The 15,169-nt window shown below is 67.2% G+C and carries 13 protein-coding genes and 1 pseudogene; 3 read left to right on the top strand and 11 right to left on the bottom strand.

Annotated features, from left to right (window positions below; translation table 11 throughout):
* Nucleotides 1-4: 4 nt before the first annotated feature.
* The 3 genes from WJ12_RS11000 to WJ12_RS37185 form a co-directional block, all read right to left on the bottom strand.
* Nucleotides 5-1,483, bottom strand: a complete 1,479-nt coding sequence (locus WJ12_RS11000) for a cryptochrome/photolyase family protein (protein WP_059560198.1) — start codon at nucleotides 1,481-1,483, stop codon at nucleotides 5-7.
* Nucleotides 1,484-1,782: 299 nt separating this feature from the next.
* Complete coding sequence (locus WJ12_RS11005; protein ID WP_059560195.1) at nucleotides 1,783-2,763, bottom strand: hypothetical protein; 981 nt, start codon at nucleotides 2,761-2,763, stop codon at nucleotides 1,783-1,785.
* Between the two features lie 17 nt (nucleotides 2,764-2,780).
* The gene (locus WJ12_RS37185; RefSeq protein ID WP_226103845.1) at nucleotides 2,781-2,903 is read right to left on the bottom strand and encodes an SDR family oxidoreductase; all 123 of its coding nucleotides are present in this window, start codon (nucleotides 2,901-2,903) and stop codon (nucleotides 2,781-2,783) included.
* A gap of 365 nt (nucleotides 2,904-3,268) precedes the next feature.
* On the opposite strand from WJ12_RS37185, the gene WJ12_RS11010 reads away from it, so the two are divergent.
* Together WJ12_RS11010 and WJ12_RS11015 are read left to right on the top strand one after the other, a co-directional pair.
* Nucleotides 3,269-4,636, top strand: a complete 1,368-nt coding sequence (locus tag WJ12_RS11010; protein WP_034190376.1) for an MFS transporter — start codon at nucleotides 3,269-3,271, stop codon at nucleotides 4,634-4,636.
* Nucleotides 4,623-5,669 carry a lactonase family protein gene (locus tag WJ12_RS11015; RefSeq protein ID WP_059560163.1) on the top strand — a complete coding sequence of 349 codons (1,047 nt, stop codon included), beginning with the start codon at nucleotides 4,623-4,625 and terminating at the stop codon, nucleotides 5,667-5,669. Before WJ12_RS11010 ends, WJ12_RS11015 begins: the two co-directional genes overlap by 14 nt.
* A 21-nt stretch (nucleotides 5,670-5,690) precedes the next feature.
* Here WJ12_RS11015 and WJ12_RS11020 read toward each other — a convergent pair whose 3' ends face one another.
* Nucleotides 5,691-6,728, bottom strand: coding sequence for an AraC family transcriptional regulator (locus tag WJ12_RS11020; protein ID WP_059560160.1), 1,038 nt, complete (start codon nucleotides 6,726-6,728; stop codon nucleotides 5,691-5,693).
* A gap of 200 nt (nucleotides 6,729-6,928) precedes the next feature.
* Here WJ12_RS11020 and WJ12_RS11025 point away from each other — a divergent pair, with 200 nt between their 5' ends.
* Nucleotides 6,929-8,038 carry a fatty acid desaturase gene (locus WJ12_RS11025; RefSeq protein ID WP_059560156.1) on the top strand — a complete coding sequence of 370 codons (1,110 nt, stop codon included), beginning with the start codon at nucleotides 6,929-6,931 and terminating at the stop codon, nucleotides 8,036-8,038.
* An 18-nt stretch (nucleotides 8,039-8,056) separates the two neighbouring features.
* On the opposite strand, the gene WJ12_RS11030 is transcribed toward WJ12_RS11025, so the two are convergent.
* The 7 genes and pseudogenes from WJ12_RS11030 to WJ12_RS11060 all read right to left on the bottom strand — a co-directional run bounded on the left by WJ12_RS11030 (nucleotide 8,057) and on the right by WJ12_RS11060 (nucleotide 15,165).
* On the bottom strand, nucleotides 8,057-8,677 hold the full coding sequence (locus WJ12_RS11030) for an HAD family hydrolase (RefSeq protein WP_049029398.1): 621 nt from the start codon (nucleotides 8,675-8,677) through the stop codon (nucleotides 8,057-8,059).
* Nucleotides 8,678-8,809: 132 nt separating this feature from the next.
* Nucleotides 8,810-9,676, bottom strand: coding sequence for a hypothetical protein (locus WJ12_RS11035; protein ID WP_059560153.1), 867 nt, complete (start codon nucleotides 9,674-9,676; stop codon nucleotides 8,810-8,812).
* A 51-nt stretch (nucleotides 9,677-9,727) separates the two neighbouring features.
* Nucleotides 9,728-10,384 (bottom strand): TerD family protein, encoded by a 657-nt coding sequence (locus WJ12_RS11040; protein ID WP_034190370.1) that lies wholly within the window; start codon nucleotides 10,382-10,384, stop codon nucleotides 9,728-9,730.
* 100 nt (nucleotides 10,385-10,484) lie between these two features.
* Nucleotides 10,485-11,501: a DUF475 domain-containing protein gene (locus tag WJ12_RS11045; protein ID WP_034190369.1), complete on the bottom strand. Its 1,017-nt coding sequence runs from the start codon at nucleotides 11,499-11,501 to the stop codon at nucleotides 10,485-10,487.
* 44 nt (nucleotides 11,502-11,545) lie between these two features.
* Nucleotides 11,546-12,286, bottom strand: a complete 741-nt coding sequence (locus WJ12_RS11050; RefSeq protein WP_059560150.1) for a VWA domain-containing protein — start codon at nucleotides 12,284-12,286, stop codon at nucleotides 11,546-11,548.
* A 20-nt stretch (nucleotides 12,287-12,306) separates the two neighbouring features.
* Nucleotides 12,307-13,392 carry a toxic anion resistance protein gene (locus WJ12_RS11055; RefSeq protein WP_059560147.1) on the bottom strand — a complete coding sequence of 362 codons (1,086 nt, stop codon included), beginning with the start codon at nucleotides 13,390-13,392 and terminating at the stop codon, nucleotides 12,307-12,309.
* A 422-nt stretch (nucleotides 13,393-13,814) separates the two neighbouring features.
* Nucleotides 13,815-15,165: pseudogene (locus WJ12_RS11060) on the bottom strand (virulence factor).
* Nucleotides 15,166-15,169: the final 4 nt, after the last annotated feature.

Genomic DNA, 15,169 nt, shown 5'->3' on the forward strand with positions numbered 1-15,169 from the left:
GCGGTCAACGCCGCTTCGGCAATGCGGCCAGCGCATCGAGCGCACGGGCGCGTGCGGCCGCATGCTCGACGAGCGGTTCCGGATAGTCGACGCCGAGCCGCACGCCGGCCGCCTCGCGCTCCAGCGACGACGCATCCCACGGCGCATGGATCGACGCGTTGTCGAGGCCCGCGAGTTCGGGCACCCAGCGCCGCACGTAGGCGCCGTCCGGATCGAACTTCTGTCCCTGCGCGACCGGATTGAAGATGCGGAAATACGGTGCGGCATCGGCGCCGCAGCCGGCCACCCACTGCCAGCTCGCCGCGTTGTTCGCCGGGTCCGCGTCGACCAGCGTGTCCCAGAACCACGCTTCGCCCGCGCGCCAGTCGAGCAGCAGATGCTTGATCAGGAACGAGGCGACGACCATCCGCACACGGTTGTGCATCCAGCCGGTCGCCCACAGTTCGCGCAGGCCCGCATCGACGAGCGGATAACCGGTCAGCCCGCGCTGCCACGCGTGCAGCGCGGCGGGATCGTCGCGCCACGGCATCGCATCGAACTGCGCGCGGAAGTTGTCGGTCGCGAGCGCCGGGAAGTGATACAGCAGCGTGTAGCTGAATTCGCGCCAGCCGAGTTCGCTCAGGAATTTATCGGCGTCCGCGGCATAGGCCGCGCCGCCGGCATGCGCGGCGCCCTGCACCGCATGCCATACCTGTCGCGGCGACACGTTGCCGAAGCGCAGGAACGGCGACAGCCGGCTCGTCGCGGGGCGATCGGGACGGTCGCGCGCGTCCGCGTAGCCGGCGAGCGAGGTCGTCACGAATGCGTCGAGCCGCGCGTGCGCGCCGGCCTCGTCGGGTGCCGGCCATGCATCGCGCAAGCCGCCGGCCCAGTCCGGCGCATCCGGCAGCAGCGCGAGCGCGTCGAGCGACAGCGCGCGGTCGCGCACGGCTTCGGGCCACGGATGAAACGCGATCCGCCCGGGCTCCGGCAGCGGCGCGGCGACCGTGCCATCGCGGCGCGCCGCCCGCCAGTACGCCGTGAACACCTGGTACGGGCCGCCGCTGCCCGTCAGCACCTCCCACGGCTCGTTCAGCAGGCTGCCGTTGCTGCTCTCGACCGTGACGCCGCGCGCCTTGAGCGACGTCTTCAGCGCCGCGTCGGCGTCGCGCTGCGGCTGCGCATAACGACGGTTCCAGTACACGGCTGCCGCACGCGTATCGTGCACGACACGTTCGATCTCGCGCGGCGCGTCGCCGCGCAGCAGCAGCAGGCGTCCGCCATGACGCGCGAGCGCGGCATCGAGCCCGGCGAGCGACCCGTGCAGCCACCAGCGTGCCGCGCCGCCGAGCGGACGCCCGGCGCCAGCGCCGGTGTCGTCGACGAACACGCACACGAGCGGCCGGCCCGACTCGACCGCGCGCGTCAGCGCGGGCTGGTCGGTCACGCGCAGATCGTCGCGGAACCAGACGATCGCGGGAGCAACGGAGGACTGGGCGGGCACGGGCACCTCGATGACGAAAGCGGAAGGAGGTGCGTATTGTCGCGGCTGTGCCGCGCGGTGTCGACGCTCGCCGCCGCCGATGGCGGTCGCTGCCAGCGCAACGCGTTGCCCGGTGAAACGCGTTGCTCCATTCCGACGATGCTTCGCCGCGCACACCGGCCCACGCTCGATGTCGGGTCCGCCGCGCTGGGCAGCTCTACCTGCAAACAGGGTTTCGATCAGTGCGCACGCGACGGAAAGCGGCGCGCCGAAGCGCGGCATGCCGCGCGCCGCGTGACCGGGAGCGGCCGGCGGCTGCGTCAATCGAGCCGGAACGCGGCCTCGAAACGCTCGGCGAACGCGTCGAACTCCGCTTCCGGCAGATGGTTGATGCCGCCCGCGCGCTTGCGCCCGCCACCGGTCGCGAAACCGCGACAGAACTCGTCGGCGCCGAGCGGCCGGCCGTCGGGCACGCGCACGCTGACGACGAGCCCGCCGTCCGCACGCGGCGACAGCACCGCGAGCGCCGCATGCGGCGCCTTGCGCATCCGTTCGTTCGCAAGCATCCCCGTCGCGCGCCGCGCCCACGGGTGGTCCGGCATCCGGACCAGCGTCGCGCCCGGCACCTCGCGCAATGGCGCGAGCGCGCAGGCACGCGCCATGTCGTCGCGGTAGCCGTCGCGTAACGCGGCGAACACGTCGGTCCCGCGCACGAAGTCGAGCGGCTCGGCGCAGGGCAACATCGCGTCGGCGAGCACCGCCGGATCGAAGTGCAGATCGCCGACGCACTCGCCGTACGCGTTGTAGTTCAGGTAGAGGCCGAGTTCGGCGAGCGTGCCGCGCTCGGCCTCGCCGATCCCGTGCTCGCGTGCGAGCGCGTCGCCGAGCGCCGGCAGTTCGTCGCCGAATGCCGCGACGATCGCCCAGCGCACATGCCGGCCGCCGAGATGGCGGTTCACGATCACACTCGTGCAGACGTCGGCCGCCGTGTCGATATGCGCATCGAAACGCGGATCGTCGGGCAGCTCGCCCGCGAAGTGATGGTCGAAATAGCGGATCGTCGCACCGCCGCGCAGCAGCCGCGCGCAGGCGTCGCGGTTCTGGTCGTGCGACACGTCGAGCACGGTGACGATGTCGCTCGCGCGTGCGTCGATCCGCTCGAGCAGCCTGATGTCGCGCTTCACGCCGGTCACGAGCGTGCCGCGCACGCGCTCCGCGAGCCGCAGCTGCTGCAGCGCGCACAGGCCGTCCGCGTCGCCGTTGAACGCGAAAAAATGCCGCGCGTGTGGGTTGTCCTGCATGATCCGTTGCTCCATCGTCAAGGCATGAAATCGCCGCCGTCCGCGTCGAGCGTCGCGCCCGTCACCGCGTTCGCTTGGTCGGACGCGAGAAACAGCGCCGCGCGCGCAATCGTCGTCGGTCGGCAGCTTCGCGAGCGCAATATTAGACGCGATCGGCGCGAGGAATCTGCTCTTCCGTCATCCCGCCGCCTGCCGGAAACTCCTCGGGGGCGGCACGCCCCACCTCCAGCCCATGTGGACGCTGTTCGCGCGGATGCCGCGCACGCTGACCTCGCGCGTCAGGTAGGGCCGGCGTCTCCACCAATGTCATACGTCATCAGACATTAAGTACCGTCACGTCAGTCTCGTGAGATTCCCCAATATTTGAACCAATTCCGGGTAAACCCGCGACGTCTTCGGTCACGCTCCGGCGTACCATGTCATACGACGACATACTACAAAGACCGCCAACCAGACGCGCACGCGGGTCGCCGCCCCGTCCGCAGCCGTCCGACCGGAGACACCGTTGAACCCGCCCTCGCCCGCCCTGCCTGGCCGCGACCCGCTCGCGTCCGCCGTCTCGAAAGTGAAGTGGCACGTGCTGCCGCTCGTGCTGATCATGTTCATCGCGAACTACATCGACCGCGTGAACGTCGGCTTCGTCGATCGCCACCTCGAAGCGTCGATCGGCATCGGCGCGGCCGCGTACGGGCTCGGCGCCGGGCTGTTCTTCGTCGGCTATGCGCTGTTCGAGGTGCCGTCGAACCTGCTGATGCAGCGCTACGGCGCACGCGTGTGGCTCGCGCGGATCATGGCGACGTGGGGCATCGTCGCGGCCGCGATGGCGTTCGTGTGGAACGACACGTCGTTCTATACGCTGCGCTTCCTGCTCGGCGCGGCCGAGGCCGGCTTCTTCCCCGGCGTCGTGCTGTACCTGTCGCAATGGCTGCCGCCGCAGGAGCGCGGCAAGGCGATGGCGATCTTCCTCGGCGGCTCCGCGTTCGCGTCGGTGCTTTCGGGGCCCGTGACCGGCGCGCTGCTGTCGATCCGCGGCTTCGGCCTCGAAGGCTGGCAATGGATGTTCCTGATCGAAGGGCTGTTCTCGGTCGCACTGTGCGGCGCGAGCTGGCTGCTGCTGAAATCGCATATCCGCGATGCAACGTGGCTCACCGCCGAAGAGCGCACGGCGCTCCAGAACGCGCTCGACGAGGAACGGGCGACGCGCGACGTCCGTTCGAACGTGCCGGTGCGCGCGACCGCACTGTTGCGCGACCCGCAGATCGTGCTGTTCTGCTTCCTGTACTTCTCGATCCAGCTGACGATCTACGCGGCCACGTTCTGGCTGCCGACGATCATCCGCAAGATGGGCGGCCTCACCGATTTCCAGGTCGGCCTGTACAACACGATTCCGTGGATGATCGCGATCGGCGCGATGTACGGCTTCGCGGTGCTGTCGTCGAAGTGGAAGCATCCGCAGCGCTGGCTCGCCAGTGCGCTCGTGCTCGCCGCGTGCGGGCTGTTCGCGTCGACGTCGCACGACCCGGTGTGGTCGTTCGCGTCGATCTGCTTCGCCGCGCTCGGCTTCAAGGCCGCGGCGTCGCTGTTCTGGCCGATCCCGCAGGGATACCTCGACACGCGCGTGGCCGCGGCCGTGATCGCGCTGATCAACTCGGTCGGCAACCTCGGCGGCTTCGTCGCGCCGACGGCGTTCGGCTATCTGAAGCAACATACGGGTTCGATCACGGGCGGCCTGTATGCGCTCGCGATCGCTTCGCTCGTCGCCGCGTTCGCCGCGCTGTTCGCACGCACGCAGCGGCGCAGCGATCCGCCGCGCGGCCTGCCGGCCGACGAATCCTTCACGAACGCCTCGATGCTCCGCCATGCCGAACACTGACCGCCTGACCGTCGTCGTCTCGAATGCCGCCGACGGCGACCTCGCCACGTTCTCCCTCGCCGGCGACGGCACGCTCGCACCGCTCGCGCGCTACCCGGCCGCCGACGTCGCGATGCCGATCGCCGTACAGGCCGACCGCGCACGGCTCTACGTCGCGACGCGCGGCGAACAGCCGACGATCGTCGGGTTCCGCATCGCCGCCACGGGCGCGCTTGCGCGCATCGGCACGACGGCGATCGACGCGAGCCACGCGTACCTGTCGCTCGACCGCAGCGGTCGCTGGCTGCTCGGCGCGTCGTACGGCGGGAATTCGCTGAGCCTCTACGACGCCGCCCGCGTGCGCGACGGCGACGGCACGCCGCTGCAGGTCGCGCCCGGCATCGCGAACGCGCACTCGGTGATCGTGTCGCCGGACAACCGTTTCGCGTACGTCGGCTCGCTCGGCTCGGACCGCGTGTTCGCCTTCGCGCTCGTCGAGGATGCGGCCGGCCTGCGTGCGGTCGAACACGGCGACACGCGCGTGCCGGCCGGTTTCGGCCCGCGTCATCTGCGGTTCGCGGATGACGGTCGCACGCTCGTCGTCGTCAGCGAATTCCAGGCAACGCTCGCGTCCTTCGCGCGCGACCCCGACACCGGCAGGCTCGGCGACGCACACGTGAGCGCACGCCACCCGGCCGTCGCCGGACTCGCGCCCGGCCATGCGCGCCCGCCCGCGCCCGCCGAGCCGTCCGTGTGGGCCGCCGACCTGCACCTGACGCCCGACGAACGTTTCGCGTACGTCAGCGAACGCACGTCGAGCCGCCTGCTCTGCTATCGCCGCAACGAGGACGGGTCGTTCGAACCCGCGCACGCGACGGCGACCGAGACGCAGCCGCGCGGCTTCGCGATCGATCCGTCGGGACGCTGGCTCGTCACCTGCGGCGAACAGTCGGAACACGTGGCCGTGTATGCGATCGCGCCGGATGACGGCGCGCTGACGCTGCACACGCGCGTGCCGGGCGGACGCGGCGCGAACTGGATCGCGCTCGTCTGAAGCCGCGGCACGTGCCGGCGTTCAGCGCCGCTCGCTCGGCGCGACGCCGGTCCAGCGCTTGAACGCGCGCGTGAAATTGGCGCGGTCCGTATAACCGACGCGCGCCGCGATCTCGTCGACCGGCAGCCGCGTGCCTTCGAGCAGCCGCAGCGCGTCGCGCAGCCGGATCTCGTCGAGCAGCGCCGAATAGGTCGCACCGTATTCGGCGAGCTTGCGCTTGAGCGTGCGCGCCGACACATGGAGTTCGCGCGCGACGTCGTCGACCGACGGATAACCGTCGTCGCCGCAGATCAGCAGGTTGCGCACGCGCTCGACGATGCTCTCCGCATAACCGAGCCGAGCGAGTTCGGCCTCGCACTGCTGGACGATCATCTGCGCGGTCTGCGCGTTCGCGGTGCCGATCGGCTCGTCGAGCAGCGCGGCGTCGCAACGGATACGGTTCGCGCTCGCGTCGAAATGGCAGCGCGGCAGCCGTGCGCGATAACGCTCGAACCACGGCGGCTGGGGCCATTCGAAATGGAGTTCGGCACGCGACTGCAGCGTGCGGCCCGGCGTCGGATACAGCAGCGAATTGAACAGGATCGCCGTTTCGACCAGGAAGTTCTCGACCGCGAACTGGCGCAGCCGGCCGAGCGGAAACGCTTCGAGCACGTCGATGTCGACGATCCCGTCGAGCTGCGCGAGCCGCACCGAGAAAAACGGCACGCGCGTCGGCAGGTAGCGGATGCCGAGCGCGATCGCCTCGCCGAGCGTCGCGCAGCTCATCAGCCCGAAGCCGATCAGCCCCGCTTTCGTCAGGCTGCTGCGCAGGCCGATCTCGATCGCGATCGACGGGTCGTCGGTCGCATCGAGCAGGTTGAACACGATCGCCGCCTGCTGCAGCGGCGTGATGCGCGCATCGGGCTGCGCGAGCCGCTCGCGCTCGACGCCCGAGCCGGCGAGGATGCGGCCGCCGTCGATGCCGCGCTCCTCGGCCAGCATCAGCATGAACAGCGCATACGCGGACGACACCGTCGCCTTGTTCAGCTGGCGCGCGGCATCCGGGACGGACGGGACCATGCGGCGGACTCCGGAGCGGTTTCGGCGGATTGTAGCGTCGCTGGCCCGCAATGACACCGCGGCGGCACTCTAGCCCGGTCGCCAAGGTGGCCCGAAATGACACCGCCATTGGCACCGGCGGCCCTCGCGTGCGCTCCGGCGCGCGCCTATGCTTGTCACATCGGCATTGCGCCCCACTCTTTCCGCACGGATTCCGGTCGATGAGCCAACCCGCACGAACCATCTTTCGCCACGATGCAGACAAGGTCGCGTACGTCCGCCGCGAGGTCAACGCCGCGAGCGACGCGATCCGCGCGCGCTTTCCGCTGCTCGACAACCAGAACCTCGTCGGCGCGTCCGTGATGGTCGTGTCGGTGAGCGCGATGCTCGCGATCGCGTGGCTGTATGCGCGCGGCGCGATCGCCTGGTACGTCGCGCTGCCGCTTGCCGCATTCGTCACGTCGCTGATCCACGAGCTCGAGCACGACCTGATCCACCTGATGTACTTCAAGAAGACCCCGTGGGCCTATCACCTGATGATGGCGCTGTGCTGGCTCACGCGGCCCGGCACGATCAACCCGTGGACGCGGCGGCGCATGCACCTGCATCACCACAAGGTGTCGGGCGGCGAATCGGATCTCGAGGAATTCGGCATCACGAACGGCGAACGCTGGGGCGTGAAGCGTCTGCTGATGATCGCCGACGGCATGCTCGCCGTCGTGCTGCGGCCGGCCGCGATGCGCCGCAAGGTGAAGCAGTATGTGGCCGCGCAGCCGGTGCAGGATCCGTCGGAACGGTTGCAGCTGCGCGTCGAGCAGGTGTCGTCGTACATGCCGGTCGGTCACGTGTACTACCTGCTGTGGCACGCGTTCATCGTCTATCACGTCGGCCTGTTCGCGCTGCACGCGTTCGGCTATACGGCAACGGTACCGGCCGCCGTCGAGCGCGTGATGAATGTCGTCGATTTCCTCGCGGTGGTGTGGCTCGGACCGAACTTCCTGCGCAGCTTCTGCATCAACTTCGTCAGCTCGAACATGCACTACTTCGGCGACATCGATTCGCGCAACGTGATCCAGCAGACGCAGGTGCTGAATCCGTGGTGGATGCTGCCGTTCCAGCTGTTCTGCTTCAATTTCGGCAGCACGCACGCGATCCATCACTTCGTGGTGCGCGATCCGTTCTACATCCGGCAACTGACCGCGCGCACCGCGCATGCGGCGCTGCGCGAAGTCGGCGTGCGCTTCAACGACGTCGGTACGTTCGCGCGTGCGAATCGCTGGGGCGCCTATCGTCCGTCGCGCGGCACGCGTCAGGCACCGGCAGACGCATAACGGCGGCGGCGCGCGCCCTCAATCGCCGATCGGCGGCATCGGCCCCTGCCCGCGGATCCACGACCAGTTCGCGAGTTCGGCCATTTCCTTGTCGCCGCGGCTGTCGCCATACGCGAACAGCTGCTTCGGCGGCCGGTTGCCCCACCACCCGCGCAGCCGCACGACCTTCTGCGGCCCCCAGCAGTTCTCGCCGTCGAGCCGCCCGGCGAACGTGCCGTGCTCGAACGCGAGCCGCGTCGCGAGCACCGCATCGAAGCCGGCCGTCCTCGCCCACTTCTCCAGATACAGCGACGGCGACGCGCTGACCAGCACGACTTCGTGTCCGCGCGCCCGATGCTCACGGATGCGCTCGAGCATTTCCGGGCGCACGAGGCCCGGCAGATAGGTATCGACGAACGTGCGCGCCTGCGCATCGAGCACGCCCTCGCGGATCGGCCCGAATGCGAACGACGCGAACTTCGCCTTTGCGTCGCCGCGCGACAGCAGCCCGGCCTTCATCGCGACGATCCACGGCAACGCGCGCAGCCCGGCCCATGCGAAGCGCGGCGTGCCGACCGCGTAGCGGACGAAATGACGAAAGCTGTCGGTAGTCGTGATGGTGCCGTCGAAATCGAATGCGGCGACGATGCGGTCAGTCATGGAGAGTCGGCGGGAAAGCGATCGAATGCCCGGGAAGATAGCAGACTCGCGCCGCCGTGCGCGAAACCGCGAGACGCAGCACGACCCCGGCCGCATGCGCCGCAACGCACATGGCCACACGGCGCCGTTTGCTCAGCGCTGCGGCCGCGCGGCAAGCGCCGCCGGCAGCACGACGTTCATCAGGTGATCGGCGCGCGACAGCAGATCGGTCACACGCTCGTCGAGTCCGCGCAGTTGCGCCGGCTGCATCCGGATCTGCTGGACCGCCTGCCCGACGATGTTGCGGCGGTCGAACAGCGTGCGCTCGACGCCCGCATCGTCGGGCGCGCGCACGACGTCCGACACCGCGCTCAGCGCCGCGAGCACGACGACGAGGTTTTCCTCCGCCTGACGGACCTGCGCGGCGAGCGCCTCGGTGCGGCGCGGGAAGAAGCCGAGCGACTGCTTGAGCGCGCCGATCGCCGCCCGGTAGTCGACATGCCCCGATGCCGCGCCGAACCAGCGCTCGAACACGCCGGCCTTGCGCGTTGCCTGCGCGAGCATCCCGGCCATCATGTCGGCCGCGCCGAGTTCGTTGAATTCGCGCGTCGCCGCCGCGACGGCTTCGACGAGATTGCCGGCCGTCTCCAGCGCGCCGTCGCCGATCGTCGCGACCGTCGCGAGCTTCAGCGGCACCAGTTGCCGGATGTGCCGCTCGATGCGCGGCGCGTAGTCGGGATAGAGATTCGGGAAGCTGGCCTGCGCGGCGCGGAAGCACGCGTCGAGCTGCGGGTGGTTCGCTTCGCCGAACAGCGCGCGGCCGACCGCATCGGCGGGCGGCACGCGCGCGCCTTTGTCGGCCGCGGCTGCCGGCCCGAAGTCAAGCGCCTGCGGCGCGGGCCGCTCGGGCACGTGCGCGGCCGGCGCACCGGGCGGCGCGTCGAACGCAAGACGCCCGGGCGTGCGCTCGGGCGTCGTATCGAACTCGAGCCGCTTCGGCTCGTCGGACGGATTCGTCATCGCTGCTTCCTGCCCGGCGCCGCGGTGTTCCGCACGCCGGGCTGCCGCCAGTCAGACCGCGCCACCGTACGCGCGGACGAAATCGCCGAGGCCGCGGTTGTAGCCGGCGCCGACGGCCTTGAACATGAAGTGCCCGTCGCGGCGATAGAAGCTGCCGACCTGCACCGACGTCTCCATCGAGAAGTCTTCCTCGAGCGCATACTTCGCGATCACCGCACCCGTCACCTCGTCGGCGATCTGGATGTAGCTGTTGTGCACTTGCCCGAAATTCTGGCGGCGCGCTTCGGCCTGGTCGATCGTCACGACCACCGAGATTTCCTCGACGTCGGCCGCGAGCTTCGTCATGTCGATGAAGATCACCTCGTCGTCGCCGTCGCCGCTGCCCGTGCGGTTGTCGCCGCTATGCACGACGCCCAGACACGTCGACGCGGGCATCCCCCGTTTCGGAAAATCGTCGCCCGGCTGGATGAAGGTTTCCTTGCGCTCCATCGTGCGCACTTCGCTGTTGTAAAACACGAAGTGCCGATCCGAGATCAGCTTCGGATTGCTCTGCGCGTCGTACTTGCACAGGAACACCGACACGTCGAGATCGAAATCCGTGCCCGTGTCCGTCGCGTTCGCGTCCCAACCGAGACCGATGCGGAATTTCTGCGTGCCGGGCGCTTCCTTCGACAGGTTGACGCGACCGCCTTTCGACAAATTGATCATCTGAACCTCTTCTGCTGGAACCGCCGTTGCGCCGGCGGCGATGTCGGGCCGCATGGTGCGGCCCTTCGTTGATGGTGTTCGTGTCGCGCGTGACGCGCGCTTATTTGCCCGCCACCGCGGTGCGGCCTTCCCTGCGCTGCACGACGATCGACGACCACACGGCCGCGGCGATCGTCGCTGCACCGATCAGGCCGGTGACGACCTCGGGCACCTCGAGCTTCACGCCGAGGAACATGATCGCGGCGAGCGCACCGATCGCCCAGAACGCGCCGTGTTCGAGATAGCGGTACTGCGCGAGCGTGCCCTTCTTCAGCAGCACCAGCGTCATCTCCCGGATGTAGGCTGCACCGACACCCAGGCCGAGCGCGATCAGGAAGATGTTGTTCGACAGCGCGAACGCGCCGATCACGCCGTCGAAGCTGAACGACGAATCGAGCACTTCCAGGTACATGAAGCCCGCGACGCCTTCGCGTACCACGCGCGTGCCCGTATCCTCGCCGCCGATCAGGTCGCCGATGCCGTGCGCGATCACGAAGCTGATCACGCCCAGCGCGCCCGCGAGCAGGAAGCTGACCTGCTCGGCCGCCGGCACGTAGAACGACGCGACGATCACGATCGCGAGCGTCAGCGCCACTTCCAGCGCGGTGATGCGGCCGAGATGGCGCATCGGGCCTTCGAGGAAGCCGATCCAGTGCTCGTCCTTCTCGGTGTCGAGCATGAACTTGAAGAACACCATCAGCAGGAACGCGCCGCCGAATGCCGACACCTGATGATGCGCGGAGGTCAGGATCGCCGCGTACTGCTCGGGCGACTCGATCGCGAGCGTCAGCGCATCCCACATCCCGATGTGGCCGATCACCGCGACGATCAGCAGCGGGAACACGAGCCGCATGCCGAACACCGCGACCGGCAGGCCGAACACCATGAAGCGGTTGCGCCACTTCTCCGACCAGTTCTTGAGCACCGATGCGTTGACGACCGCGTTGTCGAGCGACAGCGAAATTTCGAGCACGCACAGGACCGCGACGATCAGCATGTCCTTCACGCCGCCGAGGAAGTAGGCCGCGATCAGCGCGAGCGCCGTGAGCGACAACGGGATCTTGAAGTCTTTCAACATGATGGGGTAATCGAGTTCTGAAAAAATGGGCAGGCGGGCCGCGCTTACTTCGCGCGCACCCAGTCGCAGAATTCCTGCGTGATCAGCTGTTCGTAGATCTGTTCGTCGCTGAGGTCGAGCGATTCGAGATGCAGGAAGCCGACGTTCGGCATTTCGTTCGCGACTTCCGCGAGGAAGTCGAATTCGCGCGGATCGCCGACGCCGACGAGCGACCAGTACAGCGGGAAGTGCTGCGACTCGACCAGCAGCTGGCGCACGCGCTTGCGGTCGTTCTTCGGGTTCTGGCCGTCGGTGACGAACAGCACCCACGCGGGCAGATGGCCGTTCGCCGGGGCGGAGGCGGCCGGCGCGGACGTCTCGTCTGCACTGCCGAACAGCCGGCTCAGGAAGCCGCGCCTTGCTTCGCGCTTCGGCTCCGGCGCACGGAAGAAGAAATCGACGATGTCGTTCATGACCGGCGCGTACTGCGTGCCGCCCCACTTCTCGATCCGCGCGTCGAGCACGTGATCGGAGATGTACGAGCCGTAGTTCTCCGGCGTGGCGGTCGGCAGGCGGTCGTAGCCTTCGGTGAAGGTCCACGTGTCGACTTCGCCGTTGTCGTCGAACTTCAGTGCGATGCCGAGGATCCGGTCGTGCGTCTCCTGGATCACGCCCGACTGGTACAGCGGCTTCGCGGAGCCCGAGATGTCGAGCGCCGCGCCGACACGCACGACGGGCGGCTTCAGGATCTGGCGTTTTTCAAGGACGATCGCGACCTTCGCCGCGCGCTTCTCAAGCGTAATCATGCGGTGTTCTCTCAGTTCTCTTAGTTGTGCTTCGGAGCGAATCGGGTGATCAGGTCCTGTTCGATCTGACGCAGGCGCGGCGCGTCCTGTTCGCGCTGACGCTTGCCGTCGGCGATGATCTGCGTGATGTCGTCGAACGCGCCGAACAGCTGCTGCTGCGCGTATTCGAACGTGTCGGTCGAGATCACCGGACGCTGGCCGAGCTTCGCGACTTCCTGCGCGTTCTGGCGGTTCAGGTCGGCCTGCGCGCGGATCGCCTCGTCGGCCGCGTCGTACGTCGCGTTCGCGAGCGCCGCCGCGCGCTTCGTGCCGAGCTGTTCGAGGTAGAGCGCGAACGCGTTGGTCCACGCGGGGATCAGCACGGTCTTGATCGTCATGAACTTCGACGTCAGCGTACGTTTCTGGTCCTGCTCCATCCGGATCTGCGGCGCGAGCTGCTTCGACATCAGCATCGCGCGGTCGAGGTCGTCGAGCTTGCTTTCGAGTGCATCGACCTTGCGCTTCACGTCGAGCAGGCGTTGCGCGGCGAACGCATCGTCCGCCGGCTGCTGGCCAGCCGCGAGATGCGCGCGCAGCGTCGCGAGCGCCGTTTCGCCGTGCGCCTTCGACTGCGCGAGTTCCTGGTGCAGCGCGTAGTTGTCGTTGTACATCCGCTCGAGCTCGTCGATGCCGGCCTTCTGCCGCTGCGCATGGTTTTCGAGCTCGACGACGAGCGTGTCCATCCGCTTGCTCACCGACTCGTATTGCGACAGCAGCTTTTCCTTCGTCGAGCGGAACAGCCGCGTCACCTGCGTGAGCAGCCCGCCCTTGTCGGCGCCGCGCGGGTCGAGCCCCTTCGCGGTCACGATCAGTTCGTTGAGTTTGTCGCCGAACCGGTCGGCATCCGATGCGCGGACGCTCGCCAGAATCTGCTGGGAGAAGGCGGCGATCCGCGTGCCCTGCGTCGCGCCGAGCTGGTCGATCTCGTCGACGGTGATCAGGCGGGCGTTCTCCGCCGGGCGGGCGGCCGGTATGGCTGCGGCTGGCACGGCGGCAGGTGACGAAGACGGAGTGGAAGGACGATCGCTGACCGCATCGGATGGGTTGTCGTCGAATAGCGGCTTCATGTGGCTACCACGTTTCCTTTTCTGCTTTTTGCTGCGTGTTGTCGTGCGCGCAACGTGCACATGCGCGGTTGCCGTCGTGCTCTCTCACGGGCGGCAGACGGACAATAAATGGCGACAGTGCGGCGCGTCAAGAGACGAAATCCTTTCAATCACAATACATTTTGTAATGTACGTGATGGAATTCCCGATGACGTTTCTGGTGAAGTGAAGACAGATGCCTTGATGGGACGGCAGCCGGGATTTCTCTAGATGCGCAGATAACCAGAAATATGGAAAGTATTTTGAAAGAATTGCGCACCACCATTCCGCTGATTGTTACAGAATGCTTTACATCATCGCGATCGCTGCCGGGACTCATCAATCGGTGTACCGGACGATATGGCGACATGCGGCCGTACTGTGGCGGTCGTCCTGCGTCGGCCTTACCCCGAAAAGCCTTGGGACGCCGGACGCGCATCATGGCGACGCCCCCACCAAGGCAAATACGCGTTGTTTCCGCCGCGCGCGCGGAACCAGTCCTTGCCCGCGTCGATCGGCGTAAGTTTTGAAGGCGCCACAACGACCACTGCCGTCGGGTGCTCGGTATCGGTCGTTCCGGCCACGAGTACATTTCCGCCGAGATGATTCGCACGACCGATGGCCAGCGCCACGTCGGTCAACGCCGCGCCGGCCCCCATGTCGCCGAGCAACGCCGACGTATTGAAGGACTGCGTACGGAAATCGTATTCCGGCCGCACTTCCGCCAATGCCTGCGACAGTGACGCAATCCGTGTCGATGCAGCGTCACTGCCCTTGCCTGCGTCGTGCACGATGAAATTCACTGACGACATCGTCACACCCGCATTGTTCGCCGCCGCATCGATCGTCGACTTCCATGCCTGTGCCGTGTGGCTCACGCCGCTCGCGCCTTGTTTCGCCTCGAAATCCCCGATGTTGCTTCGCGCGGCTTTACCGATCCATGCCAGCGGCTCACGCTCGGTCTTCAGATCCGGGCCGGCGAGGAACAGCACTACCATATTCTCGTTGAGCTGTTCGTCCTGCGGTGGGAAGTTCGGCGCGTCCCAGTTCATCAACCAGGCACTTTTGTCTGGATGTGCCGCCAGATAGTCCAGTGCGGCGTTCAGCGACGTAAAGCCGGCATTGCCCTGACCCGACGTCACGTGTACATCGGGCGGCGTGTCGCGGCTCCATAGATTTTTTGCGGAGGGGTTGCCGATTTCGAAGATGTTGACCACATGATCCTGCAGGTATGACGCTGCCAGTTCAGGGGCCAGCCTACTGGGAATAGCCAACTCGACTCGCATGCCAGCCAGTTCCCTCTATTTCCGCCGCGCTCTCGCACTGACGGTATAGAAGTAGTCCTCAATCGTGAAATATCGCACTCGAAAGAGGAACAGAAGTTTGTCGACGTACTTTTCATAGAACCCGGAAAACGTCTCACTTCCCCGGTTGCCGTCCGCGACGATAGATACCGCTTCCGGGCGCGTCCGGACCATATCGTCGTTGATGTTCGGCTTCACCAACCCGAGTGTCCAGAGCAATTGCCACTCTGTCGGATAGTCACGGCGTTGGAGCGGATTGAGCCATTTAAGTCCGACAACCTGGGGAACAAACGGCGCAGTGGACGCACCTCCGGCAGATTGTGCCGGTGCGGTACTAATCTCGGCCTGCAACGGCGAGCCGGACAAGAGTGTCGCCATGACGATCGAGATGCACCCGGTGCATCTTGCAAGAGTGAGGCAGCGCATGAATACTCCCGATCGAACCGGCCAATCCA

This window comes from Burkholderia seminalis (genome assembly GCF_001718535.1).
GTDB classification, from domain to species: Bacteria; Pseudomonadota; Gammaproteobacteria; order Burkholderiales; family Burkholderiaceae; genus Burkholderia; species Burkholderia seminalis.